Here is a 25,795-nt window from a genome sequence, read left to right as displayed (position 1 = left end):
TTATATAGCAGGCCTAACTAAAGATTAGTAAAATAATTATTTTTGATTACGGACTTTACTATAAAATAATGGAATGGAGTAAAATTCAATGGCAACCTTACTTGAAACAACTACCTTAGATTCTGAACTAACTTCTTTTTTTGATAATCAACTAGATTACTTAGCCACAGTAAGTGATGATGGTCAACCACAAATTGGTCCTAAAGGCTCAATTCGGGTTTTAGATAATCAACATTTAATTTATGTAGAATTTACTTTAGACCATGCGTACAATAACATTCAAAGCAATAATCGGGTGGCTGTAACTTCATTTGATAATAAAAACCATGTATCTTATCGGATTAATGGAATTGCTTATCTTCATGATCATGATGAAGTGTCAGAAACGGAATTGAAGCAAAGCGGCTTAGATGAACATTTTCCTAATGCGGTAGTCGTTATAGTAGATATTAAAGAGATTTATAAACTATAATATATTTTAATTAGGCTAACTTAACTTGAGAGGAGGGGAAAAATTGATTGATAAAAAAACATTTAGAAATAATCAACTAACTAAATTAAAAAACTCTGACAATGTAGATTCACAAGAAGAACAAAAAATTTTAGATAATCTATTTAGCACTTTTGAATGGCAAGAAGCTCATAGCATTGCTACCGTTATCAGTGGACCAATTGAATTCCCAACTAAAAATTTAATTAAGCAAGCACAAATAGAGGGTAAGCAAGTCTATTTACCAAAAGTAATGCCTAAAAGGCAGATGGCTTTTTTACCTTTTATCGGATACGATCAGTTAGTTAAAAGTAATTTTGGGTTATTAGAACCCGCTTACGACGAAACACTGGTTAATCAGCAAATTGATTTAATTATCGTTCCTGGGCTGGCTTTTGCCCTTGACAGTAATAATCGATTAAGTTTTGGTGGTGGTTACTATGATCGTTTCTTAAGCCATTATCTGGGTAGAACCGTATCTTTGGTTCCCCCAATGATGAGCTTTACCACTAACAAATGGCCAATTGAAGATCATGATATTAAGATTAATACTTTAGTTACTGATAATGAGATTATCAGAATCTAGTAGATATTTAATTTACAGGGATTAGATGCTATATATTGGTAATATTAATCTTGCTAATGCGGTTAGTATGTAAATTATTGTTAGTAGTAATGACGAGTCATTAATTGTAGAAGTTATTAAGTTAAATCCCTTGAGTGAAATTTTTAATTTCATTAAAGGGATTTTATTTGTATATTTATCTGCAATTAGTATACTACTTAGCATTAAGATGATATTGCGTTGTTATAGTTTAATGGATGATAAAAATATAATTTATTTTGCGTCTATTTGTCATCATGTCTTTTATATTTGAATTTTAATTCTTATAGATTTATCTGATGGATTATTATAAAATAACCTCGGTGTACATATATATTTGGAGGACATGAAACATGAAGAAACTTTTTCCATGGCTATCCTTTTTAGTGTTAACGGCTTTGTTTATGGTGGCTTTGTTTTACAACAAAACTGTTATTGGGTATCATTCCGGAACACTACCGTTTGAATTAAATCGGATAGGTGGAATCGGGGCCATACTTAGCGGCCCGGTCAATTACGTTGTTGACGGTACAATTGGTAATCCGATTAATTTATTTTATCCGTGGTTAATTTATTCCATTACCTATCCAATTGGTTATGCGTTGACTAGCTTTATTTATGGTTATATGGCTATTTTTGCCATTTTTACTTATTTAACGCTGGCGATTGCTTATCTAGTGGCTAAAAAAATTACGGGTAATAGTGTTCAGGCAATGCTGTTTTCAGTGTTTTGGACATTTGCCGCTTATAGAACTTTTGACGTTACCAGAAGCGTTGCTGGTGAGGCATTAGCTTTCGCGTTTATCCCGTTAGCATTTTTCGGCCTTTATAAGCTAATAAAAACACAAGGTAAAAGTTGGTGGATAGTAACCTTAGCTTTGACTTTAATTACCTATACGTACCCTACGATTGCGTGGGTGGTGTCGATTTATTTGATAATAGGATTAATCATTTTAAAAAATAAAGTGACCGACATGCAATCCATGTGGTTAGGTTTGACTAAAGCAGCGTTAATATCTTTTTTCACTACATCTTTTTATTGGGTTCCGTTATTAGAAGAGGCTAAAATTCCGTTCCAACCGGCTAGCCATTTACAAATTCAAACAGCAGCGTTAAATCCAATTAAGGTGTTAACTAACTCCGTTACTAATAACGTAACTGGCTATGGAATTGGAATAGTCATGGTGATTTTGTTAGTCTGGTCGTTTATTGATTGGCATAAACTAACATTTATATACCGTTCTAAGTTAGTTTGGGGTGGTGTTAGCTTAATTTTAGCTACTAACATCATTCCTTGGCCCTTGTTAGGCAGCCGATTCAATTTTGTTTTGATGCTACCAGGGATGTTTATGATAATGGCGACGTTGTTCATTAGCTGGGTAGGTAGCTATGTAGTGGCTTCCTACCAAAAATCATGGTTGAACTGGTTAGTGGCTGGCTTGGCTTTATTAGCCTTTTTAGTTCCGGTAGTTCGGATGCAACTGACTGCTCCAACTAGCGATAGGGTTCATTACAATAATGAGGCTAGTTTGGTTGGCTTTTATAATATAGATGATTATTTGCCAACGGCAGCTGCACAAAATATCAAATCCATTACGAAAAATGTATTTATCGTTAACGGAAAACGGGAAGTCATTACCCGAGATTCATTTGGCAATCGGGTTAAATTCGTAACTCCTAAAGGGATCATTAACACTCCGATTATATATAGTGCGGGAACTAGGGTTACTATTGGTGGCAAACCAGTTCACGCGTATGTCTCTAATCGGGGAACCGTAGCGTTTAAGGCCAATATGAAAGGTAATGTTACGGTGACTAGCACCTACACTGTATGGGCTAAAGCGGCAGCGATCATTTCTATTCTTAGTTTTATTGCGCTATTTAGCGGGATGCTTTACGATATAGAAAATAATAGGTAGTAAAAAAGCTTTTAATGTCGATTGCGACATTAAAAGCTTTTTGATTAGATTTCGTCTTCTGGTGCCCAATGATTGATGGGGCCGAATTTATGACCAACGATGATTTCATTTTGAATGGCGATATTAACGAACTTTTTGGCAATCCGAATGGCACTTTCGATATCGTTGCCCTTAGCTAATTCAGCGGTGATACATGCTGAAAGGGTATCGCCAGTACCATTAACTCGATCAGTATGGTGATAAGGATCTCGTAGCCAAAATGACTTACCAGATTCTAAGAGCACAAAGTCAGCGACTTCGAGTTGGTCTTCAGAATCGTGGCGGCCGTTAATGATGACGTTACTAGCTCCTAAGTCTTGTAACTTTTGAGCAGCAGTCTCCATGTCAGCTTCATCATTAATTTCCATTTCGGCTAATTTTTGAGCTTCAAAGAAGTTGGGAGTAATCACGGTGGCTAACGGAATTAATTCGTCACGTAGGGTAGTGTAAGCTTCTTCTTCTAGCAAAACGTTACCGTGCTTAGTGGTGATAACCGGATCTACCACTAAAGGACCAAGGTCGTATTGTTGATAGTTATTAACAACGGTATTAATTAAAGTAGAATCTGATAACATCCCAGTTTTACTAGCACGAATATGATAATCTTCAGCTAAGTCTTTAAATTCATTATCGATGAACTCAGTGGGAAGGTTAACGGCGTCGTGAATGCCATAGCTGTTTCCAGCAACACAAGCGGTTAAAACCGATGCACCATAAACGTGGCGCCGGAAAAATGTGTGTAAGTCGGCTTGCATACCGGCACTACCATCGCTGTCAGAACCAGCAATGGTTAGGGCTTGGGGAAATTGTGTTAACATATTGGTCACCTCAAATTTAGTCTAGTTATTATGCTAAGGATACCACAAATGAGAAAACGGTAACACATTAGTAAGTCGATTTGCTTTTTAAAGTAAATGTGTATTATAATATGATAGTCTATTGGAAATTAGGAATAACCGAAGTAACTTTTGAAGATAAGGAGATTTGTAATTATGCGTATTTGTCATCCACACGGTGTACAAGGCCGTCGACCAATCAACGTTAAGAAAGCTGAAAAGCGTAACAAAGAAGTTGCAGATTTGCAAAAATTCTTGAAGCAAAAACCAGCTAAATAATACGGAGCACGGGGCAATCATTGTTTCGTGCTTTTTGTTTGCCCAAAAATTCGTGGTCTAAATGGCAGTTTTGAATTATAATAATAAAAATCAATGAAAGAAGGGCCTTTCATGTTAATTCAAAATGTTTTGATTGAAAATGCAATGGAAGCTAGTGATGTTCGGATTGTTGACGGTAAATTCAGTGAGATTGCCGCTCATCTAACTCCTCAACCAGATGAAGAGGTGTTGGATGGTAACCACAAACTATTATTACCGCCGTTTGTAGACCCCCACGTTCATTTAGACGCTACTATGACTGCTGGTGATCCAGAATGGAACCAGACTGGGACGTTATTTGATGGTATCAGAATCTGGAGTGAACGCAAAAAGACATTGACCAAAGAAGATGTCAAACAACGGGCTAAGGAAGCTATCAAGCTCCAAGTGGCCAACGGCATTCAATTTGTTCGGAGTCATGTTGATGTTACTGATCCGAATCTAACTGCTTTGAAAGCTTTAATCGAAGTCCGAGAAGAGGTTAAGGACCAAGTAGAGCTTCAATTAGTAGCGTTTCCTCAAGAAGGTATCATGTCGTTTCCTAATGGTCAGCAATTAATGCGAGATGCTGTAGCAATGGGGGCTGACGTGGTGGGTGGCATTCCACATTTTGAATTTACTCACGAATACGGGGTAGAATCTCTTCACTTCATTATTAAATTAGCGGAACAAAACGATCGTTTAGTCGATGTTCACTGTGATGAAATCGATGATCCGCAATCTAGAAGTTTAGAAACTCTCGCTACCTTGGCACTAGAAAGTGGTTTAAAAGACAAGGTGACTGCTAGTCATACCACAGCAATGGGTTCGTATAACGATGCCTACACTTACAAATTATTCCGCTTACTGAAAATGTCAGGAATTAATTTTATTGCCAATCCGTTAGTTAATACTAACCTTGGTGGCCGCTTTGATACATACCCCAAACGACGGGGAATGACACGGGTGAAGGAGCTTAGCGAAGCTGGGATGAACGTAGCCTTTGGTGAAGATGATATTAAGGATCCTTGGTACCCAATGGGAAACGGAAACATGTTAGATCCAGTATCGATGGGCTTACATGTTGGTCATTTGATGGGATATAACGATATCTTGAACTCCTATCAATTCGTTACCACGCACGGGGCCAAAGCCATGCATATCATGGATCATTATGGAATTAAGGTGGGAATGCCCGCTAACTGTATTTTGATGAACAGTGATAATTTCTATAATGCGTTAAATGAACGAGCTGAAGTGTTATACTCGATTCATAACGGTGAAGTATTAGTAGCTACCAAGCCTAAGCAAGTACGTAATTATTTTAAAGATTAAAAAAAGTCCGCCAGCGGCGGACTTTTTATGCTTTCTTATGCTTTTTGTGGGCAACTTCTTTTTTATGTTTTCTAGCCTTAAGTTCGTCTTTTAAGGCGACGATATCTTCCTCATGTTTTACTTTCCATTGTTTAAATGAAAAGTTAGTATCAGTATCGGTAGGCTTTAAACCAGTGTCTAACCAAAAGAGTGCTTCGGTTAAACTAGGGAAGTTGTGCATCCAAAGTGTTTGACCGTTTTCAGAGTCAAAAGCAACATAGGAACGTGCGTGATGTTGCAAAAAGGTATGGCGCCGAATCTTGAACGCTTCCCGTTTTCTTGTTAAACGAAAATCAGGTAAAATGAATTTACCTTGGCGCTTAAGCTTGGGGAATCTGTCGTTAATTTGTTCGTGCCGGTCTTTAAGCAACGCCCGCGCGTCTTCAACGGTAATTAGTTGGGCGGTTGTTTGGGCCATTGAGTTTACCCCCTTTTATGTATATTTTCGCATAAAATGAATATCTTGAAAAGGATTACGAACTTTCATAACCATTTATTAACTTTTAGTTTTAAAAATAATTATCTGGAGGAAATCAGATGGGTAAATTTTACGCAATTAAAAAAGGACGCAAACCAGGGATTTATACTACTTGGGATGAAGCTAAGCGGCAAGTGAGTGGTTATTCAGGAGCAATTTATAAAGGCTTTACTAGTCGTAGTCAGGCTGAGGCTTTCATAAAAGAAAAGAGTGCTAATCGGACCACTCCTAAGAATAAGGCAGCGGTTCGACCAGCGACCCCGTTAAAATCGGCCGAAATTACTTTTTATACCGATGGTGGTTCTAGAAATCACGGTAACGTTGCTGGTGATCATGTTCACGCTGATGACAAAGCTGCCTGGGCATATTTAATTGAACTACCTGATCAGCAAACGGTCAGTGATTCTGGTGGTGAGTGGGGAGCCACCAATAACCGGATGGAAATTATGGGCCTCATTAAGGCCCTTACGTATTTGATTGAACATCAATATAACCAGAAGGCTATTTTGGCTGTGTTGGATTCTCAATACGTTTTAAATGCCATTCAAAAAGGCTGGTTGGCTGGCTGGAAACGTAAAAATTGGCATCGAGCTGGTAATGCGCCGCTAAAAAATGCTGAACTATGGCAACAAGTGGACCGCTTATTACCGCAGTTTAACCAATTGCAATTTGAGTGGACTAAGGGTCATGCGGTTAATCACGGAAATGTATTTGTAGATGAACTCTTAAACCAAACAATGGATCAAATGAAAAAAACAGCTGAAACTCCTGCGCTTCATGAGCAGACGTCTCAACTGAATTTGTTTAATGATTAAGAATTTTTATTTGCTTTGTGGTACCGTTTGTCGACTTCTTTACTCCAAAAGCCTCCAGAAAGTTCGATTGGTTCTTGAACCATGATAAAAGCATCTGGTGAAATTTCCTTAATTTGTTCCATCAGCCTGCGTTCGGCTTTTCTTGGGGCCAAGATACTTAGCACTAATCGAGGACCGCTGCGGCCATCAGCGTGGCTGACGGTAACCCCGTAACCTTTTTCTCTAAGGATTTCGGGAAGTTCTTCGCTATGTTCATGCATGGGATTATTAGGATCGATTTGGACGGTTACTTGGAAGTTGACGTATCCTAAAGCGATTCGATCTTCAATGATGATTCCAATATAAATACCGACCCCAAATCCAATAGCATAAGCCGCAATATTTAGCTTGCTGTCGATGTGTTGCAAGGCAATTGCTAACGCCATAACGTAAATCAATTCTTCTACTACGGCCACTATCGGTGCTAAGTACCGGTGGCCTTTGACTACTAACATAGTCCGAAAAGTGTTGATAGAAATATATAGCGCGTTAAGTACAAAAATTGTAATTGCCAATTCCATACTGTCACCTCCAAATTGACTTTGTCCCCAGTTTAGCACTGTCGATTCCAAAAAGCTGATCAGGCGCCTTATCGGGGGTAAATTGACAATTGTGAAAATCAGGTCTATCCTTAAATTTAGTTTAAATGATTATAAATGAGGTAGTTTATTTGATGGAAACAGAGTTAATTCCGTACTTGACGTTTGAAAATACGAAAAGCGCTCTGGATTATTATCAACAGATCTTTGGGGCCACTGACATTTTTCGGACAGTGCCAACTCCAAGACAAGCAGAAGAAATGTCGTTAAACGCCGACGTAGATCTTAATGAATTGACCGTTCAAGGTGGTTTTTCTATCCTGGGTCAAAAGATTTTCTGTGCTGATAGTTTTCTGGGAAAGCCAGTAGTTTCTTCACTGGTATCTTTGATGTTGCAGGTTAGTCAAAAAGACTCAGCTGCAGTTAGTGCGCTAGAAGCACTTTATCAGCGTGTCTCAACTTCAGATGGAGTCAAAGTTATTAGTTCATATGAAAAGAAACCAACTGGTGAAAAAGCTGGCCAAGTGGTGGATAAATTTGGTATTACTTGGATTTTAAAAGCAGTTAAATAAAATGTACCGTCTGCCACTGAGATTTCAGAAGCGGGCGGTTTTTTATTTACTAAGCAATAATTAATGGAATCTTTGAAATTGGTGCTAAGATGTTGCTAAAAACTTTAGGACATTTTTAGTAGGTAGGTGAGTTAAATTGTTTAGGAAGATTATCTCCATGATGGTGGTAATAGGGGGAATTAATTTATTAGGAGTATGCCAGCCAAGAACTGCTTGGGCCGATGATACGACTGCAACTAGTTCACAGGCTAGCACTGGAATAGATCCACAGCTAACCTTAACCGGTGGCAATCGCTTATTGGTGGGACAACACCAACAACTAATTGGCCGGGTGATTAATAACACGGTTCATCCGCGGTGGTCATCTAGTAATCCGCGGGTGATTAAAGTTAACCAGTCTGGAGAGATTAAGGGACTTAAGGCGGGAAAAGCTACCGTCAAGATTAGTTATCATAACGTGGCCAAATATAAAACAATAAGGGTCGTTCAGTAAACTAGTGCTAATCTAAGTAGCCGATTTAAGCATGCTCGCAAGGGACAGACAATTACCTTAGTTGGCAATTTTAAAATGAAAAACAACGTTAAATTACCGACTGCCAAGAACGTAAAAATCAAAGCTAATAAAGCTTCTTTTACTGGTAAACGGGGTTTTTTCTACGGAATTGTAAATAGGGGATTGAGTTGGACCGGCGGTTATTTTTATAGTGGCGGTCATTCATTTCGGTTGTTGCGAACCCAAAATGCAGTTTTTAATGGACTAACTTTTCATCAAGCCTGTGGAGTTGGGGGCCACGTTTTTGATCTGATGGGAAGTAAGCACGTCAAAATTACTAACTGTCAGTTTTATGGCTACGGACATACTTTGAGTTTAAAGAAGCTGCGCAAGAAGGGAAATCATGGTGCGTATGCGGAAGCAATTCAGACCGACTACGCTAATTATAATAGCGGCGGGGCTAACTTTAACCGTTATGGTAAGGGACACTTCAATCATCAGCCATCTAGCTACATAACCGTCACCCATAACACTTGGCGTCCAGAATACTCTGGCAAACGATTAGTCTCGTTAGCCCAAGTAGCAATCGGAGAACACGACACGACTAGTAGTAATCGGAATAAAATCAAGCATGTTACTTTTCAGTCTAACGTGATTAAAAACCCCATTCGACTAAGCGGGATGGGAGCCGACACCAATTATTTTGGTGCTCCGGTGCATTTTGAATCGTCTAGTTCTATTTCAATCAAGCATAATATTTTTCAAGCCACCTTAAAACGAGCCCGACCAGAAAACTGGGTGATTATTTCTAATCAGTACGGTCACATGCCTAATACTGTGAATATTAAAATTAGCCAAAATCAATTTGAAGGGTATTGGCCTAGTCGTTCAGCTGTAAGGTTAATTACTAAAGGAGCTCATTTTATTAAACACGTTTCGGTTACCCACAATTTCTTTAATGGTCGAAGATTATTACAAAAAATTGGTCACGTTAGATTGTAATTAAGAGATTAAAATAACCACTTCCATCTAATTATGGAAGTGGTTATTTTGCGATTATTGGTTAACGATCTCATTGATTTTGGCTAGTTCATCAGTGGTAAATTCTAAGTGATTTAAAGCCTCTAAATTAGAAATTAGGTGGTCTTGGTTAGAAACCCCCAGAATGATGCTGGTAACTACTGGATCATGTAATAACCAGGCAATTGCCATTTGAGCTAATGTTTGTCCTCGATTATTAGCTAACTCAGTTAATTGATTTAATTTAGTAACTACCTGATCGGTCCCGTTTGCAAATAAGAACTTGTTGGTTCTGTGGATAGGAAAGTCACTAGGGATGCCGGTATTGTATTTACCTGATAACAATCCTTCTGCAAGTGGGCCGTAAGCCACCATTCCAGCGTTATCTTGTTTGAGTTCATCAAGCAAACCGGTAGTTACGGCTTCTTGGTTCAACAAATTATATGAATATTGGTTAACCACGAAAGGTACGTTTCGTTCCCGCAATAAAGTGGCCATTTGCTTGGTTTGTTCCGTATTGTAATTAGAAATACCGATATAAAGTGCTTTACCAGAGCGAACAATGTCTGCTAGGGCTTCGGCGGTTTCTTCAAAGGAAGTTACCGGATCTGGTCGGTGAGAGTAAAAGATATCCACGTAATCGACCTGCATGCGTTTAAGGCTTTCGTCTAAACTAGTAATTAGAGTCTTGCGCGAACTCATTTCACCGTATGGGCCGGGCCACATGCTAAAGCCGGCCTTAGTAGATAAAACTAGTTCGTGACGGTAAGGTCGTAAATCCTTAGTCATAATTTGACCGAAAGTCTCTTCAGCAGTACCGGCATCCGGACCGTAATTATTAGCTAAGTCAAAGTGAAAAATTCCGTTGTCAAATGCGGTTAACATTGTGGCTTCGCTGTTAGCGATATCGGCATGGTTACCGTAATTACGCCACAAACCTAATGACAAGGCCGGTAATTGAAATCCAGAATTACCAGCCCGGCGAATGGGCATTTGGTCGTAACGATTATCATTTGCAATGTACATAATAAAGCCTCCTAGACTAATTTTAGGGAAACGGTTCCATCGTTATTATCATGCACTTTAAACAAAAAAACAATAGATTTTTATAATTTTTGGGAACCGGTTCCCAAAATTGTGATATACTCATGGTATTAAGAATAATAATAGCTAGTTTTAAGCAATGAAAGGGGATTCAATCACATGAAGAAAATTGTTGTTGCAGAATCACTTGCTGATAGTGGTAAGGAACTATTAAGGGCTAATGGTTTTGAAATTGTGGAAACAGACGGAACCGTTGCTGATGCTTTGGTCAAGGCGCCAGATGCATATGGATTGCTATTAGGGACTAAAAAAATTACTAACGAACAAATTTTACAATTTGAAAACCTGAAGATAATCGCCAGAAACGGGGTAGGGTTCAACAACATTGACGTTGATTTCTGTGCACAACACGGAATCTGGGTTACCATTACTCCTACTGCTAATGCTTCTACCGTAGCAGAAACTACTTTGGCTGAAATGTTTGACTTGTCTAAAAACATTTATAATGATTCAACAGCTATGCGAAACGGTGATTTTTCCGATTATAAACACTCCCATCGAGGTTTCGATTTAGAGGGTAAAACCTTAGGAATTTTGGGATTTGGTCGAATTGGCCAAATGGTAGCTAAAAAAGCTAGTCAATTGGATATGAAGATCATTTATAATGATCGATTTGCTAAGGAAAATGATGTGGCCACTGCGGTTAGTCGAGAAGAACTCTTTAAAACTGCAGACATCATTACCTTACACATGGCGGTCACTCCTGAAACAGCTAATAGTATTTGTAAGGCTGAATTCGATATGATGAAGAACTCAGCTTCTCTAATTAACTTAGCTCGTGGGGAACTAGTAAAGACAGACGATCTGATCGCAGCCTTGAAGAATCATGATATTTACGGAGCAGCTTTGGATGTTTTTGACCAAGAACCGCTACCAATGGATAGCGAGTTGTTCCAATTAGAAAATGTATTGTTAACTCCTCATATTGCTTCTAATACCGTGGAATGCATGAACCGGATGGCAGTAGATGCAGCTGGTGAAATTGTTAAGGTAGTTAAGGACAACGTTGCACCACAATGGCCAGTCGTTAAAGGCGTTAAATAATAAATAGAATTAATCGAAAAATCCTCCAACGTTTTAAAACGTTGGAGGATTTTTTAGCTTCGTAAGTAAATTATTAGTTGGAAATTATTGCTTATCCATGAAGGCTTTTAGTTGTTCAGGAGTAGGGTAACCATCATTATCGCCAGGAGCTTGGACAGCTAGGCAACCAACGGCATTAGCGCGAGCTACAGCTTCTTTAAATGGTAAGCCTTCTAAAATCCCTGTGATTAGACCAACTGCAAAGCCATCACCGGCTCCGACTGTGTCTACTACTTCATCAGCTTTATAACCAGAAACTGAATAGCTGTTGCCGTCTTTAGTCTTAACGTAGGCCCCATCTTCACCGGTTTTCACTACAACCGTGTGGGTAATTTCGCTTTGGTTAAGGTAAAAATCAGCAATTTTTTCAGGATCACGGCTGCCCATTAAAATTTCACCTTCGTTAATACCAGGCAGAATAATTTGAGCTTGAGCGGCAAAACTATTGATAGTGGTAATCATTTCATCTTGAGATGCCCAAAGTTGAGGTCGTAAATTGGGATCAAAAGTAGTAGTAATGTGGTAACGATTAACTAATTCAATAAGGTACTGGAAGGCCTCCTTAGCTTGCTCTGAAATGGCTGGGAAGATTCCTGAAAGGTGAACTAGCTTGATGTGAGAAAAGTCGACTTTATCCAAGGTGCTCTTTAAGAAGTGGGAAGCAGCAGAGCCCTTTCTAAAGTAGAAAATACCGGGATCGCCGTGGGTTACACGTTGTTTTAATTGAAAGGCTGTCCAGTAATCTGGTGTGGTTTCAATATGTTCAGTGCCAATATTATTTTCGCGGAGTTGATCCGTAATAAATTCCCCAAAGGGATCTTGACCTAGTCTAGTTAAGTATTCAGCATCGTGACCCAAGCGAGAAACGCCAACGGCTACGTTGACTTCCGCTCCAGCCAAGTATTTGTGGAAACTAGTTGCTTGAGCTAAAGACATGTCCGCATCTTCTGATGCAAATAAAGAAATGGGTTCGCCAATTGTTAAAAATTCACTCATGATTTTTTCCTCCAATGATTATCCGAATAGTAAGAAAACAACAATTTCATTAATAATAGCAACGATCCAAGCTACCGGTACCCCGGTTTTTAAGTAGGTTTTATTATCTAGCTTAGAGTAGCTCAGGGCCCACACGTTCCATGATTGGGTAACATCCGTTGAAACGGCAAGCAAAGTTGGTACGTAAAGCAAAGGTAGTAAGAACCAAGGTGAGAAGAGGTGTAAGCCGGCTAAAACTGAAGCAGTGGCGGCTCCGGCTCCCCAAACATGTAATGGTCCTCTAAATAGTGCTAATGGTGCTAAGATACCAAAAATTAAACACAGAACTAAGGTGCTGTGAGGAATAATAAACTTAAAGATATCCGCGAACCGGGCTGCATTTTTGGTTGCAGCAGCTGAAAACATTACGATTGCCATTAAAAACATAATTAAGCCGGCAATATCTGAAATGGCTTTTTGAATTGTGGCTCCAATAAACTCACTAGCGTTTTTAAAGTTCTTGAATTCGCCAGTCATTAGCATGGCTAGTAGGGTTGAGATTAAGAGCGAAGGAATTGCATCCCATTTGAAAACCATGTTTAACAATACTGGCACAATCGGAATGATGTAGGTTAAGTGAGAAACTTTTTTGGCCGGAGTGACGTCACTATCAGGACTATCAAATTCAGCAATGGCATCGTTACCTAATTGATTATTTTGCCGAATTTTCTTGGCGTTTAACAGCAATAAGATAATGACCGCTACCATTTGGATGGCAGCTCCGATCCAACCGAATTTTAAGTAACGATCGCCATATGTTACTTCTGGGAAGAATGCTTTGATTTGATTAAATAATACCACGTTGACGTACATTGCGGCTCCGATTGAAAGGGTAAATGCAGTAACTGCAATATTCCTAGGAACCCCAATTGCGAACATAATTGGCAATAAAATTACCCCGATAGCAATCGCTGAGCCAACGCCGTAAGCACTAATAAAGATAAAAGCAGTAACTAAACAAATTAAAATGGCAGCGATAATTGGTGATTTTTTCCCAACGTTACGGGTGTCGTTACTAATACTGGTAGCAATGCCGCTATCAACTAATACCCGACCGAACCAAGACCCAAAAACAATATAAATAATGGTGGGGCCGTAGTCTAACGCTGGTTGAGCAAAAATATCGTTGATGGCTTCATTGAAAGGTACCATTCCAATTATGGCCCATAATACCGCCATTACGAAGAAACCAATCATTAGGTTTCCCCCTTTAACGGCGTAAATAACAAAACCAACAAAGGTAAGTAAAAGTAAAATACCGATGACTACGTTTAACATTTAAATCCCCCCTAATCGGCTAGTGCAGCTTCGACCTTTTCAATTCCGGCCTTAACGATTGCGTCACTGTCACTAGGATATTCAATAGCGATAGGAAGGTCTTTAGGCAAAATGTTAAGAACTTTATGCCAGTCTAATTCTCCATCGTCTAATGGAGTTACTGCTGGTTTACCATCTGTAACTTGAACGTCCTTTAAATGAATATAGCGGGTAAACTCACCTAATTTTTGAGCGGCGGTTATTTCATTTTCACCAACGTAACGCCAGTTGCCCAGATCATAAACGTATCCTAAGTCGATTTGGCTATCTTTAACGGCTTGGAGAAAGTTTTGGAGTGGGGCAATGGTTCCACTAACTTGGGTTTGGTCGTTTTCAACGTTAACTTGAATGCCAGTAGAAACGATTGGATCCAAAGTGGCTTTTAAGTCGCCATGGAAATTAGCATAGTCACCAGTATTGAATTTAATGGCGGTGATTCCCATTTTAGTTCCTTCAGCTAGGTATTTAGGAAGTTGGTCGTTTAACTTACCATTCACAAACACTTCATCTGGCACGCTATAAAAAACTGTCAAATTCAATTTTTGACTATTGGCTTTAATGTTAGCAAGCTCCTGGTCAAAATCGTTAATGTATTCTCGGCGGACTTCGACACCAGTTGCACCTAAGTTAGCGATTCTTTCAAAGAGAGATGCCTGAGCAACACCGCTTTGAAGTTCTTTTTGAAATTCTAGTGTGTTAACAACGATGGGTTGATTCATGTTATTTCCTCCTGAATAATTAGTTTGGGAACCGATTTCGGGAACCGGTTTACAAAAGTAATAGTAATCGCTTACAATTGAAATGTCAACTAGTTTTAAAAACAAAATAAAACCTGAGCAATGTCATTAACTGACAATCCTCAGGTTGAAAGAAGTTATTAAAGTGAATCTTTTGTAATTAAATGGGCAGTAATAATATGCTTTTTCAAATCTGGATAACTATCCGGATCATTTAAAGCATCAATAATAATTTGTGCGCTGGTACTCCCGATTTTGATAGGGTCTTGGTCGATAGTGGTAATTCCGTTACCAATTAATTGTGTCCAGTTCCATCCGTCATAACTACAAATTCCGATGTCTTGAGGAAACTTAATCTTTAGTTCCATTAAGGTAGCTAAGACTTGGGATAACACCATGCTATTGGTAGTGAATAAAACGGTTTTTAATTTAGAGGTAGCGAGAGAATTGCGTAGGTAATCTTTTAAATCCAAATTAGGAGTTAATTCCACTAACTCATCTATTAACTGGTTGGCGGAGGAAACTTCTTTAATTGCTTGGTAACGTAATTCTCGCGTAGAAGTTTCGTGAACCGGGTTGGTAATGGTGATAACGCGTTGGTATTTGCGTTCTACCATAAGGCGGCCAAGTTCTTTAGTAATCTTATAATTGTCCGAAGTAACTGTAGGCCAGAGTAATTGGTTGACTTGACGATCTACTAACACTAATGGAATATTAGCATCCTTGATGAACTGATAGTCAGAGGCATTTCTACTAACTGGTTGGAGGATAATACCGTCGACTTGTTGTCTAATTAAGCTTTCTAGTTGTTGACGTTCTAATTCTAGACTATTAGCAGAATCAGTAATTAACATTTGATAATTATTGTCGCGCAAAATATTGCCAATCCCTTTAAGAAGCTCGGAAGCATAGGTATTAGAAATATCGGCAATCTGAACTCCAATTTCCCTAGTAACTTTGGATTTTAATGACTGGGCGTGCCTATTGGGGTGATAATTAAGTTCCTTAACTACTTGTGTGATCTTTTCCTTGGTCTTCTGGGACATATGATCATAATCTTGATTTAAGAATCGAGACATCGTAGTTTTAGAGACTCCGGCAATTTTGGCAACGTCGGCGATGGTTGGCTGTTTCATGAATACTCCTTGGTGGATTAAAAATTGATTTTAAATTAGCATTTCTTGCAAAAGGAAATTGAAGATATGTAAAATAGGGATGCTAAGTTATAGCATAATACTTTACTGAACTTTCTCCAAATATTCTTTTAGTACTACGGCTTGGTTGTCAACTTGATTTTTAGCACCGTAGAGAAGAATAACATCTTGGATTTGTAGCTGTTTATTTACTTGGGCCACAAACTCAGCGGTGAACGAATTAGCAGCTAGTTCTGCTAAGTAGCGTTTTTTAAATTCGTCAAAAAGTTGGGGATCGTGATGAAACCACTCCCGCAATTCTTTAGAGGGAGCAATTTCTTTGGCCCACCAATCTAAAGCGGCGTTGACTTTGGAGATACCACGGGGCCATAGCCGGTCAACTAAGATACGATATCCGCTTAGATCAGCGGGCTTTGTATAAACACGTTCTAATTTAAGTTTCATGTTAACACCTCCAATAGCGAAGAAAGGAATCAAATATGGATATTAAGTCTGCCGAAATGGCATTTTTTCGGGAAGGGACTACGGACCAAATTGCCCAAAAATTGCTAGGCACTACGTTAAATTACCGCAATCCTGATGGTCAATTATTTAGTGGTTTAATTGTGGAGACCGAGGCCTATTTAGGCGAGCTAGATTCGGCTGCGCATGCTTTTAAGGGCCGACATACAGCCGCAAACGACCCACTATATGGGCCAGCAGGGACGATTTACATTTATTCTATTTACGGACACTACTTGTTTGATGTGGCTACTCAAGAAGCAGGGGTGCCACAAGGGGTTTTAATTCGGGCCATTCAGCCAACAGTTGGGATAGAACAGATGCAAATAAACCGGCACCAAACTGGTTATAATTTAACCAACGGTCCCGGTAAAGTGATGGCGGCGTTTGGAATCCATGATTTAAACTTAAACGGCCGGTTAGCTCAACAGCCACCACTTTGGATTGATTACAGTCACCCTAAACAACCACAGGCAATCATTTCTAGCGCCCGAATTGGGGTGGAAAATCAAGGCGATTGGGCTAGTAAGCCGTACCGTTTCTTAGTTGGCGGCAATCCTTATGTTTCTAAAATCAGAAAACGAGAAGTCGATTTAATCAACTTAGGGTGGCAAGACTAATTGTAACGGTGAGCCACTTTGGCGGAGACCGCGCTAGCGATCGCGCCGATTAAATCATCAATGAAGGTGTTGCTGACGTCTTCATCCTTATCCTCATCTAGTTGCTTGATAATACCGACTTTATCACGATCAATGTAGCCGTAATTAGTAACGCCGATGGTACCATAAATGTTAGCGATGTTCAGGGCTAATCCTTCGTCCACCCCGAAAACCCCGGAGTCATTTTGGATAATGGCTTCTAGTGGTTGGCTAAGTTGACCTTCAGAAGTTAGCCGGTCCAACTCTAGCCCCACCATGGCGTTATTTAATACTTCCCGTTTATGTAAAACGTCGATGGTGTCTTTTTCTACTTCTTTCATGTCTAAATTGTCGATGAAGACACTTTGCATTTGGTAGGCGATTTTAGCAATATCTTTATAGGAAATCCCTTTAGCAGCAAACGCCTTAATAACATAGTCGTACGCAGCTGTGTCAGGGTATTTAAATTGTTTGTTATTCAAATTAATCACATCCTTAATTAAACTTATTATACAAAAAAACGCAAAGCAATTCATGCCTCGCGTTTTTTATTTTTACAATAAATATTTAGCATCCAAAACGGGATCTTGAGAAGTCAAGATCTTAGGGCCATCCTTAGTGATAGCAATGGTGTGTTCGTATTGTGATGACGGGGTGCCATCAGCAGAAACATAGTAAGTCCAATCATCTTCGGCATCATAACGATCAGCGATTTGCCAAGTTCCGATATTGATCATAGGTTCGATAGTGATCGTCATCCCTTCACGCAATCGAGGTCCCTTGCCGGCAATTCCGTATCCAGGAACGTTAGGGGCTTCATGCATGGTAGGTTGAATCCCATGACCGATTAATTCGCGGACATCACCATAGCCGTGTTCATCTTCAACGTATTTTTGAATGGCAGCTCCAATATCACCAATCCGGTTACCGATTACGGCTTGATCGATTCCTAAGTAGAGTGATTTTTTAGTTACATCCATTAAATTTTGGATTTCAGGAGCCACTTTGCCGACAGCGTAAGAAGAACAAGCGTCACTCATGTAACCGTTAAAGTTAACGGTGGTATCCACCTTAACAATGTCACCTTCACGAAGCTTAAGGCCCTTGCGAGGAATTCCATGAGCTACTTCGTCGTTAATGGAAATGTTAGTGGCAAATTTATAGCCGTCAAAGCCTAAATCAGCGGGAATCGCACCGTGACTTTCGATGTAATCACGGGTAAAAGTTTCGATATCCCAAGTGTCATATCCGGGAACAATAATATCTTGCAGCTCGCGCAATGCGCCAGCTAAAATGGCCCCGGATTCAGCCATTTTTTTGATTTCTCTATCTGATTTTAAAGTAATCAATAGTTTATCCTTTCCATTGCTATTAATAAATTGATGTTAACTAATGCTAGTTAGTTTGATCGATAATGCCTTTTTGGAGAGCTTCGAGAATCAGCTTAACTTCCGAAATCTTAGAGTCGACTAAGTACTCCATTGTTTCGTTTTGCTTTTCCTTGGCCTCCTGCAATTGACCATCTAAAAATTCTAGTTGGTCATGAAGGTATTCAGTCAGTTTCATACTTACACCGTTTCCTTCCCGTTAGTATCACCAACCATTATAGCTCAATGTCTGTAATTTAGCATTAGGGAATCCCTGATAGGTTTTTAGAAGCAAATAAAAAAGGTCATGATTCTGTTGAGAACCACAACCTTGAATAATGACTACCAAATAGTTACCCGTTTTTCTGGAGCAAGATACATTCCATCAGTTTCAGTAACGTTAAAAGTAGTGTAAAAATCAGCTAAATTTTTAACTTGAACGTTGGCGCGTAATTCTGCTGGCGCATGGACGTCAATGTTCAAAAGCAGTTGTTGATATTCTTTAGTAGCTTTGGTGCGCCAAACACGGGCCCAGCCGGTAAAGAATGCCTTTAAATCGTAGTCGGCTTCGTTTTTAGCGGCTTCTTCAGCACAACTCAAGCCACCGGCATCGGCAATGTTTTCTGAAACGGTCAATTTACCATTCACTTTGCCGCCAGCAAATGGGAGACCGTCGAACTCTTGAATCATCTGATCGGCTAATTTTTGGAAGTGTTCGTGATCTTCCTTGGTCCACCAGTTATTTAGGTTACCATGTTCATCGAAGAGGGCACCGTTGTTATCAAACGCGTGTGAAATTTCATGAGCAATCACAGCCCCGATCCCACCGTAATTTTGGCTGCTAGATTGGTCTAAGCTATAAAACGGTGCTTGAAGAATTGCAGCAGGGAAAACGATGATGTTTTTAAATGGATGGTAATAGGCATTGACGGTGCTGGCACTCATCTCCCAGCGAGAACGGTCCACTGGCTTGCCTAGTCGAGCGTAGTTATCTAAGCGACTAATTTCAGAAATTTGCCGGATATTTTGCATTAAGCTACCACCATTTTCAGCGGTGGTAATTTTGAATTTGTATTCTAGTTGATCGATATGATCAGGGAAACCAACTTGGAGTTCCAAAGTATCTAACTTCAAAATGGCTTTTTGCCGAGTTGCTTCGCCTAGCCATTGATTAGTACTTAACCGGTTTTTATAAACCGCAATCATTTGTTTAACCATATGTTCTACATCGGCCTTGGCTTTATCACCGAAGTATTTGTGGGCGTAAAAGTCACCAACGGTTTGGCCAAAGACCCCACTAGCTAAGTAAAAGGCTGATTTTTGTTGGCTGGTAGTTGCTTTGCGCCCTGAAAGGGTTCTTCCAAACGTTGAGCCGGTTTGCCGAAATTCTTCTGATAGATAACTGGAGTAGGCGTTAATGGTTTTGACTAACATCCAGTTCTTCATATCATCGAAGGTTTCTAGATTCATAATACCGGCTAAAGCTTGATAATAAGCAGGTTCAGTAACAATAATTTGTTCAGGGACTTGGTCGAATAAATCTTTAGCTAATGCGGTTAGATCTAATTCACTAGTGCTTTGAGCAAATTCACTGAATGGCATTGGGTTGTACATCTTACTATAATCAGCAGATTCTTCCGCTGACTTAACGTGCGGCGCAATGTTTTCGTCAAAGCGAATAGCTGACTTAACGATAGCTTCTGCTTCAGCACTACTATAATCAGCCATTACTAATAGTTGTTGGGTCATGTTGCTAAAGACGGTTAGTAATTGATCTTTAGCCGGATTATCCTTGGCGTAGTAAGTCTTATCAGGTAAAAATAGCCCGGGAACGCCAGCAAATAATGCGTTGACGCTGGTGTTTTTCATGTCGGCATCCACGTCAAAATTAAATGGTAGTGGTAATCCCATCTTAACCCAGTTACTAAGCTGCGCGTTTAAGGCAGCCATATCTGGGAGGTCTTCGATTTGTTTTAGGAGAGGCTTTAATGGAGCGGCGCCATCTTGATCTCGCTTTTGGAAATTAGCAGCCAGGGCATACAATTTCAAAAATTCTGCCATGGGACCTTCTGCGTCAGTAGCGTGCTTTTGAAGATCGGCAAAGTCGGCCATTAATTCCTTATCGATATTGTCATTTAAATCCATAAAGCCGCCGGCAGAGGCATGATCTGCAGGAATCGTTGCAGTTTTTAGCCACTCACCGTTAACGGCCTGGTATAAATCATCTTTAATCATTGAGTAATTGATTTGATCTTTAGTATCAGTCAAGTAATGACCCTCCTAATTAATAGTATTTAAGCTAGTATATGCCTTTAGCTAGGCTTTTAAAAGCAAAGTTAATTGTTGAATAAAAAAAGATAGCAAAGTTTAAAAAATACTTTGCTATCTTTAAATTAATTACTTCGTGATAAAAATATAGATTTTTTCTACTGAAACCGCGGTTTTAAAATTGACACCATTGCTAGTAATGGTATGGGTTTGGGTAGAACTTTGGTTATTTTTTTGTTTTTTAACTTGGTTACCAAAATCTTTGAGGACTTTTTTAGCATCAGCCCCAGTACTATTGGCTAGTAAAGCTAGAGTGGTTCCAAAACTCTTTTGACCGGCCGTGGTCTTGAGTTGGCTGGTAGGAATAATGAGTCCCACGCTTAGGAGGGCATCGTTATCCACGTTAGTTCTGATTTGATAGTTATCAGTAGTAACGTTGGTTTTTAGCCCTTCACTAGTGGCGGGTAATTGTTGGTTTTTAACCTTTTGGGCAGCGGCTTTGCTAGCAGTAGCCATTTCGGCTTGTAATTGTTTGCCGGCAGCCACCAATTTTTGTTGTTCTTGCATTGCTTTTTGGGGATCTGATTTAGCTAATGCTTTTAATTTAGCGGCTGTGCTTTTTTGAGTCTTTTGCGCTGCTTGGGCCTTGGTAATTAGACTCTTAGGTAAGTTAGCTTGGACTAATTGGGTATTGTACTTTTTAGCTACTTGCTTGTAGGAGCCTAATTTATTTTGTGAACCTACGGTGATCTTCTTTTCTTGGCTTCCGGCCTTGATAGTTACGTTTTGTTTCTTTTGTTTAGCAGGAACCGTGAAGAAGAAGTTATCGGAATTAACCTTTACTGACTGAGTTTTACCATCGTCAATTTGGTACTTAACGGTGTTGGTGTCCTTAACCGTGCCTTTAATAGTGGCGGCCATATCTGTAACTGGATAATTACTTTTGGTAGTACTTAGTTTTTGGTTACCGCAACCGGTTAAAATTGCAGACAGTGCCAAAATGGGAATCAATAAACGAGATGCTTTCATAATATACACTTGCTCCATTAATTTAGTTAAAAGATACCATCTATACTATCATAAAATAAGGGTTAGAGCGTAATCATTTAAATTCCGTTCTGGAAAAGAAGGTGCTAAAATAGTGCCAAAGACTAGAATGGAGGCGGAAAATATGTATGCGAATATTTTAGTACCGATCGATGGTAGCGAAAATGCCGAAAAGGCTGTCAAAGAAGCAATTGCTTTAGCTCAAATTCACCATTCAAAATTGCACGTGGTAATGGTGGCTACTGATCAACGCTATATCCAGTATGGTGTAACCTTGGGACAAGATGTGATGGATCAATTTGAAAAAGCTGCTGATAAAACCCTCCAACAGGCTGAAGATGAAATTAAAGTGGCCGGTGTAGCCGTAGAAACTCACTACGTTGTGGGGATTCCCAAAATTCAAATTGCTGAAAAGTTGCCGGTAACGTTGAAAACAGATTTAACCGTGATGGGCAAATCAGGGATGAGCGGAATTTCTAGAGCATTTTTAGGATCAACAACTGAGTATGTAGTTCGTCATTCTGAATCCAACGTACTAGTGGTTGAAAATTAAATTAATTAGTGGAAAAAAGGCGGTCACCGCCTTTTTTTGTTTCTTAAGGTTTTAGCTAATGCGATTCGGTAGCGAGTGAAAGTGCTAAAATGGTGACTATTAATTCAGATGAAACGGAAGCCGGCAAGTCATGCAAACAAAAGGAATAAAGCGAATCAAGTGGTACCATTGGGGCTTAATTTTGGCCCTGTTATTGTTTAGTGTTTGGTTGGTGGGGCACGATGACTTTTTATATTCTCAGCCAATCGTCCAAATTAAACGGGTCACTAACGGCCATACCTCAAAAGTAAGCGATGAATTTAATAATCAGGATACCCAACGCACACAAATCCTTACTGGGCAAATTACTAATGGAGTACAGCAGGGCAAAAAAGTAACAATTGAAAATACTTATTCTCAATCACGGGCCTTAGACCAACGCTATCACGTCGGCCAAAAAGTCTTTGTGGTTTTACATACCAAGCCCAAGTTAAAAGCCACTATTAAGGAAAGTAAGCGAGATCAGGTTATTTGGTTACTAGTATGCCTGGCTGTGATTACTTTACTAGTCACCCTTGGTGGAAGTGGAATCAACGCAATTGTTAGTATGGGAATTAATACTCTACTTTTCTTTTTAGCGCTACAGTTAAATAAACAAACAGATGGCGGTCAGGTGCTTCCAATTTTTGTTAGTCTAGCGGTAATTTTTGCGGTTATTACTCTGGGGCTTGTAATTGGGATTAACCGGCAAATGGTGATTACTTTGCTAGCGGTAGTGGGGGCCACTGCCCTAGCGGTTATACTCAGTGAAATAGTAATTGCCTTAACGGGAGCACATGGAGTTTATTATGAATCTATGGAGTATGTAACCCAACCACCTAAGCCGTTATTTTTAGCTGAGGTAATTATCGGAGTATTGGGAGCGGCAATGGACGTAGCTACCGATATTATTGCTTCGTTGGTGGCTTTAAAGCAAGAACGGCCAGAATTAAGTAAGCGAGCATTATTTAATTCTGGTCGCCAAATCGGTCAGGCGATCATGGGACCTTTAATTAACGTACTTTTCTTTATTTTTATGGCGGAAACGTTACCAATGACGCTGATTTATTTGTGTAACGGCAATACCTGGGCCTATTCATTTTCAATGAACATGTCATTAGGGATGTTGTCGAGCTTAATTAGTGCGATTGGAATTGTCCTGACGGTGTTGTTGGCCAGTACACTAGCTAGTTGGGGAATTAAAGCCCCAAATCGAAAGGAGCAATCAAAATGGGAACGATAACCGGATTATGGTTGCTGTTATTGGTTTTAATGCTTGCAGTAGGAGGTAAGCAAGGGATTAGCAGCTTTTTAAGTTTGTTAGTTAATTTTGGAATATTATTTTTTAGCATTGTTTTAATTTCGTTTCAATTTAATCCGTTAGCAGTGGGAATCGTTGCTAGCGTGGTCTTATTAGCCATTACTATTTTTTGGAGTAGTGCTAGTGATACAGCATCAATGATGGCATTTTGGTCTTCTTTAATCGTTATGGTCATTTTGATAGTGGTAATAGTGATTACTAGTAATTGGGCTGCCGTCGGTGGATTTGGCCTAGAAGATAGTGAGGAACTAGAGGGGTTAACCACCTTAATTGGAATTAATTTTACCCAGATAGCTATGGTGACTACGTTGTTAAGCTCGCTGGGAGCTATTAGCGAGGCTGCGATTGCAATTGCTTCTGGATTAGATGAAATTACCAGTCAACATCCACAAATTAGTGCTATTGACTTAACTAAGGACGGTATTCAAATCGGTCACCAAATTATTGGAACGGCATTGAATACTCTATTTTTCGGTTTCTTTGGTAGTTCTTTAGCACTATTCATCTGGTTAACCGGATTAGATTATTCGCTAGGAGAAATTATTAACGATAAAGTATTTGCAACAGAATTAATGGCTATTTTAATTGCAGTATTAGGGGTAATTTTAACCATTCCAATTACTGCCCATTTGATGAGTAGGCATTGGAGTAGTGTAGTTACTAAACAAAAAAAGGATTGAAATGATTTCTCGTTTCAATCCTTTTTATTATTCAACGGTTACGTGGTTAGCGTAGATCCATTGACTCTTACCGTTAACGTTAATTCGGTAGTAATTCTTTGTCTTACCATTTAGATCGGTCATAGAAGCCAATTTATCGGCATTAAAAGTTTGACCGGCGATGTTACTTAATTTAGTAACTTTTTTGGATAGGTAGCTGGAATTGAAGACGTGATTTCTAGTACTATCATTAATTCCAGACTTAACAGTTACTCTAGCAGTTGAGTCGGTGTAGTTTACATTGGCAAACTTCAAAGCGCCACTGTATACCCAGTAACGTTTAGCCTTGGTGCTAGCTGAGAAGCGAATTCGGTACCAAGTAGTAGTAGACTTCTTACCGACAGCATCTACATAAACCTTGGTGTTGGTTTTAGCATTTTTAGGCCACTTGTAACTCTTCACATTAGCTTGACTGTTTTTAACATGGTTATAAAGGACGTAGCTAGACTTTTTGCTACTTAATTTAGCAATTTCGTTGCCAGAACCGGCAGAATAACTAACTTTAGCATATTTAACATTTTTCTTAGAGTTAGCGTTAATGGAACCACTAGTGCTGTGGATATCATTATAATATTCTTTTACTAAAGTATAGAATTGCGCCATGGTGTATTTAGCACCGAAATATTTTTTACCGGTAGCTGAATAGTATTCAACTGGATCACTATGATTTGAGCCGCCTAAGAATTTGGCTACTGAATAGTGAGCCCAGACAGTACCTTTACCATCATAAGCAGCATCATTAGGCTTTAAGTTATATTTGTCTAAAATATAGGCTGTGTAATAAGCAGCGTTGGCAACTTCATGGGCAAAAGCACTCTTAGAATGAACCCGGACTTGTTCAAATTGAACGTAGCGGGCATTGGCTGGATAACCGGCTCCCCATGAGAGATAGTTGGTGTTGGCAATGTTAACGATGCGACTAGCGTCAACAAATGTGTGTACGAATGCGTTTTGGTAATTTCGTTTCATGAAAGCCACTTCGTTAAACAAAGTGGAACTATTATTAGCAGTTTCATGAACTACAACACCTTCAGGCTTCCCCTTGCCGTGACGATATTTATTCTTAGGAAAGCCACTCCACACTGATGAAGTTACCTTAGCGTGTGAAATGTTGTGACTTTTAATGTAGTTATTAACGGCACTAGAACTAGCATTGGCTGTTTGACCGAAGCCGAACATAGCAACGGTAGCAAAACCTAAAGCAGCTAAACTAGTAATGATTCTCCCTTTTTTCAATAGATGTTTCCTCCAGAAATGTCTTTTAAAATGATAAATTTTAGTCGTTTTTTAAATACCTCTAACGCAAGATATATTACGCAATTTAGCAATGAAAAACAAGCCGTAAAAAACCCACTAACAGTGCTAAAACGGCGCCATTAGTGGGTTTATTAGCTAAGGTGTCAAACATGTTAAATGTT

29 protein-coding genes are annotated in these 25,795 nt (G+C 39.3%); 14 read left to right on the top strand and 15 right to left on the bottom strand.

Features of this window, described 5'->3' with window-relative positions:
• Positions 1-88 precede the first annotated feature (88 nt).
• The 3 genes from FC56_RS07590 to FC56_RS07580 all read left to right on the top strand — a co-directional run bounded on the left by FC56_RS07590 (position 89) and on the right by FC56_RS07580 (position 3,013).
• Complete coding sequence (locus FC56_RS07590) at positions 89-472, top strand: pyridoxamine 5'-phosphate oxidase family protein (RefSeq protein WP_054670375.1); 384 nt, start codon at positions 89-91, stop codon at positions 470-472.
• 43 nt (positions 473-515) lie between these two features.
• Positions 516-1,076 (top strand): 5-formyltetrahydrofolate cyclo-ligase, encoded by a 561-nt coding sequence (locus tag FC56_RS07585; RefSeq protein ID WP_225425425.1) that lies wholly within the window; start codon positions 516-518, stop codon positions 1,074-1,076.
• Between the two features lie 371 nt (positions 1,077-1,447).
• Entirely contained in the window at positions 1,448-3,013 is a 1,566-nt protein-coding gene (locus FC56_RS07580; protein WP_056978766.1) for a glycosyltransferase family protein, read from the top strand.
• A 44-nt stretch (positions 3,014-3,057) separates the two neighbouring features.
• Here FC56_RS07580 and thiD read toward each other — a convergent pair whose 3' ends face one another.
• A complete protein-coding gene (thiD, locus tag FC56_RS07575; RefSeq protein ID WP_056978763.1) occupies positions 3,058-3,870 on the bottom strand; it encodes a bifunctional hydroxymethylpyrimidine kinase/phosphomethylpyrimidine kinase in 813 nt (270 codons plus the stop codon).
• Between the two features lie 174 nt (positions 3,871-4,044).
• Between thiD and FC56_RS08265 the strand changes: the two genes are divergently transcribed.
• Both FC56_RS08265 and codA read left to right on the top strand, forming a co-directional pair.
• Positions 4,045-4,167 carry a hypothetical protein gene (locus tag FC56_RS08265; RefSeq protein WP_263862245.1) on the top strand — a complete coding sequence of 41 codons (123 nt, stop codon included), beginning with the start codon at positions 4,045-4,047 and terminating at the stop codon, positions 4,165-4,167.
• A 111-nt stretch (positions 4,168-4,278) separates the two neighbouring features.
• Positions 4,279-5,520 (top strand): cytosine deaminase, encoded by a 1,242-nt coding sequence (gene codA, locus FC56_RS07570; RefSeq protein WP_056978761.1) that lies wholly within the window; start codon positions 4,279-4,281, stop codon positions 5,518-5,520.
• Between the two features lie 25 nt (positions 5,521-5,545).
• On the opposite strand, the gene FC56_RS07565 is transcribed toward codA, so the two are convergent.
• A complete protein-coding gene (locus FC56_RS07565; protein WP_056978759.1) occupies positions 5,546-5,977 on the bottom strand; it encodes a hypothetical protein in 432 nt (143 codons plus the stop codon).
• 119 nt (positions 5,978-6,096) lie between these two features.
• Here FC56_RS07565 and FC56_RS07560 point away from each other — a divergent pair, with 119 nt between their 5' ends.
• Positions 6,097-6,852: a ribonuclease H family protein gene (locus tag FC56_RS07560; protein ID WP_082620609.1), complete on the top strand. Its 756-nt coding sequence runs from the start codon at positions 6,097-6,099 to the stop codon at positions 6,850-6,852.
• Here the strand turns inward: FC56_RS07560 and FC56_RS07555 are convergent.
• A complete protein-coding gene (locus FC56_RS07555; protein ID WP_056978757.1) occupies positions 6,849-7,412 on the bottom strand; it encodes a DUF2179 domain-containing protein in 564 nt (187 codons plus the stop codon). The genes FC56_RS07560 and FC56_RS07555 overlap by 4 nt on opposite strands.
• A 152-nt stretch (positions 7,413-7,564) precedes the next feature.
• On the opposite strand from FC56_RS07555, the gene FC56_RS07550 reads away from it, so the two are divergent.
• From FC56_RS07550 to FC56_RS07540, 3 genes are all read left to right on the top strand, one after another.
• The gene (locus tag FC56_RS07550) at positions 7,565-8,002 is read left to right on the top strand and encodes a VOC family protein (protein WP_056978755.1); all 438 of its coding nucleotides are present in this window, start codon (positions 7,565-7,567) and stop codon (positions 8,000-8,002) included.
• Positions 8,003-8,159: 157 nt separating this feature from the next.
• Positions 8,160-8,495 (top strand): Ig-like domain-containing protein, encoded by a 336-nt coding sequence (locus FC56_RS07545; protein ID WP_056978753.1) that lies wholly within the window; start codon positions 8,160-8,162, stop codon positions 8,493-8,495.
• A 75-nt stretch (positions 8,496-8,570) separates the two neighbouring features.
• Positions 8,571-9,497 (top strand): hypothetical protein, encoded by a 927-nt coding sequence (locus FC56_RS07540; RefSeq protein WP_056978752.1) that lies wholly within the window; start codon positions 8,571-8,573, stop codon positions 9,495-9,497.
• 54 nt (positions 9,498-9,551) lie between these two features.
• Here the strand turns inward: FC56_RS07540 and FC56_RS07535 are convergent, their stop codons facing one another.
• A complete protein-coding gene (locus FC56_RS07535) occupies positions 9,552-10,541 on the bottom strand; it encodes an aldo/keto reductase (RefSeq protein WP_056978750.1) in 990 nt (329 codons plus the stop codon).
• 177 nt (positions 10,542-10,718) lie between these two features.
• On the opposite strand from FC56_RS07535, the gene FC56_RS07530 reads away from it, so the two are divergent.
• On the top strand, positions 10,719-11,663 hold the full coding sequence (locus tag FC56_RS07530; RefSeq protein ID WP_056978747.1) for a phosphoglycerate dehydrogenase: 945 nt from the start codon (positions 10,719-10,721) through the stop codon (positions 11,661-11,663).
• A gap of 84 nt (positions 11,664-11,747) precedes the next feature.
• On the opposite strand, the gene FC56_RS07525 is transcribed toward FC56_RS07530, so the two are convergent.
• The 5 genes from FC56_RS07525 to FC56_RS07505 form a co-directional block, all read right to left on the bottom strand.
• Complete coding sequence (locus FC56_RS07525; RefSeq protein ID WP_054670399.1) at positions 11,748-12,698, bottom strand: sugar kinase; 951 nt, start codon at positions 12,696-12,698, stop codon at positions 11,748-11,750.
• 18 nt (positions 12,699-12,716) lie between these two features.
• Positions 12,717-14,015, bottom strand: coding sequence for a hypothetical protein (locus FC56_RS07520; protein WP_056978745.1), 1,299 nt, complete (start codon positions 14,013-14,015; stop codon positions 12,717-12,719).
• 11 nt (positions 14,016-14,026) lie between these two features.
• On the bottom strand, positions 14,027-14,773 hold the full coding sequence (locus FC56_RS07515; protein WP_056978743.1) for a sugar phosphate isomerase/epimerase family protein: 747 nt from the start codon (positions 14,771-14,773) through the stop codon (positions 14,027-14,029).
• Positions 14,774-14,931: 158 nt separating this feature from the next.
• On the bottom strand, positions 14,932-15,927 hold the full coding sequence (locus FC56_RS07510; protein ID WP_056978741.1) for a LacI family DNA-binding transcriptional regulator: 996 nt from the start codon (positions 15,925-15,927) through the stop codon (positions 14,932-14,934).
• A gap of 102 nt (positions 15,928-16,029) precedes the next feature.
• Entirely contained in the window at positions 16,030-16,389 is a 360-nt protein-coding gene (locus tag FC56_RS07505) for a DUF488 domain-containing protein (protein WP_056978739.1), read from the bottom strand.
• Positions 16,390-16,424: 35 nt separating this feature from the next.
• Here FC56_RS07505 and FC56_RS07500 point away from each other — a divergent pair, with 35 nt between their 5' ends.
• Positions 16,425-17,066 carry a DNA-3-methyladenine glycosylase gene (locus tag FC56_RS07500; protein WP_225425424.1) on the top strand — a complete coding sequence of 214 codons (642 nt, stop codon included), beginning with the start codon at positions 16,425-16,427 and terminating at the stop codon, positions 17,064-17,066.
• Here FC56_RS07500 and FC56_RS07495 read toward each other — a convergent pair.
• The 5 genes from FC56_RS07495 to FC56_RS07480 all read right to left on the bottom strand — a co-directional run bounded on the left by FC56_RS07495 (position 17,063) and on the right by FC56_RS07480 (position 21,748).
• Positions 17,063-17,566 carry a phosphatidylglycerophosphatase A family protein gene (locus FC56_RS07495; protein WP_056978737.1) on the bottom strand — a complete coding sequence of 168 codons (504 nt, stop codon included), beginning with the start codon at positions 17,564-17,566 and terminating at the stop codon, positions 17,063-17,065. The genes FC56_RS07500 and FC56_RS07495 overlap by 4 nt on opposite strands.
• A gap of 72 nt (positions 17,567-17,638) precedes the next feature.
• On the bottom strand, positions 17,639-18,433 hold the full coding sequence (map, locus tag FC56_RS07490; RefSeq protein WP_056978735.1) for a type I methionyl aminopeptidase: 795 nt from the start codon (positions 18,431-18,433) through the stop codon (positions 17,639-17,641).
• Between the two features lie 46 nt (positions 18,434-18,479).
• On the bottom strand, positions 18,480-18,650 hold the full coding sequence (locus tag FC56_RS08200; protein WP_164477429.1) for a hypothetical protein: 171 nt from the start codon (positions 18,648-18,650) through the stop codon (positions 18,480-18,482).
• Between the two features lie 143 nt (positions 18,651-18,793).
• Entirely contained in the window at positions 18,794-20,686 is a 1,893-nt protein-coding gene (locus FC56_RS07485; RefSeq protein ID WP_082620614.1) for a M13 family metallopeptidase, read from the bottom strand.
• 162 nt (positions 20,687-20,848) lie between these two features.
• On the bottom strand, positions 20,849-21,748 hold the full coding sequence (locus FC56_RS07480; protein ID WP_056978731.1) for a hypothetical protein: 900 nt from the start codon (positions 21,746-21,748) through the stop codon (positions 20,849-20,851).
• A gap of 142 nt (positions 21,749-21,890) precedes the next feature.
• Between FC56_RS07480 and FC56_RS07475 the strand changes: the two genes are divergently transcribed.
• The 3 genes from FC56_RS07475 (at position 21,891) to FC56_RS07465 (ending at position 24,338) form a co-directional block, all read left to right on the top strand.
• A complete protein-coding gene (locus FC56_RS07475; protein ID WP_054670424.1) occupies positions 21,891-22,319 on the top strand; it encodes a universal stress protein in 429 nt (142 codons plus the stop codon).
• A 130-nt stretch (positions 22,320-22,449) separates the two neighbouring features.
• Positions 22,450-23,580 (top strand): YibE/F family protein, encoded by a 1,131-nt coding sequence (locus FC56_RS07470; RefSeq protein WP_056978729.1) that lies wholly within the window; start codon positions 22,450-22,452, stop codon positions 23,578-23,580.
• Complete coding sequence (locus FC56_RS07465) at positions 23,568-24,338, top strand: YibE/F family protein (RefSeq protein WP_056978727.1); 771 nt, start codon at positions 23,568-23,570, stop codon at positions 24,336-24,338. Before FC56_RS07470 ends, FC56_RS07465 begins: the two co-directional genes overlap by 13 nt.
• Before the next feature lie 27 nt (positions 24,339-24,365).
• Here the strand turns inward: FC56_RS07465 and FC56_RS07460 are convergent, their stop codons facing one another.
• Positions 24,366-25,613, bottom strand: a complete 1,248-nt coding sequence (locus tag FC56_RS07460; protein ID WP_056978725.1) for a peptidoglycan recognition protein family protein — start codon at positions 25,611-25,613, stop codon at positions 24,366-24,368.
• Positions 25,614-25,795 lie beyond the last annotated feature (182 nt).

Source organism: Lentilactobacillus senioris DSM 24302 = JCM 17472 (assembly GCF_001436555.1).
In the GTDB taxonomy this organism is placed as follows: domain Bacteria; phylum Bacillota; class Bacilli; order Lactobacillales; family Lactobacillaceae; genus Lentilactobacillus; species Lentilactobacillus senioris.
Note: the sequence above shows the minus strand (reverse complement) of the source record. Positions and strands in the feature narration are given on the sequence as shown.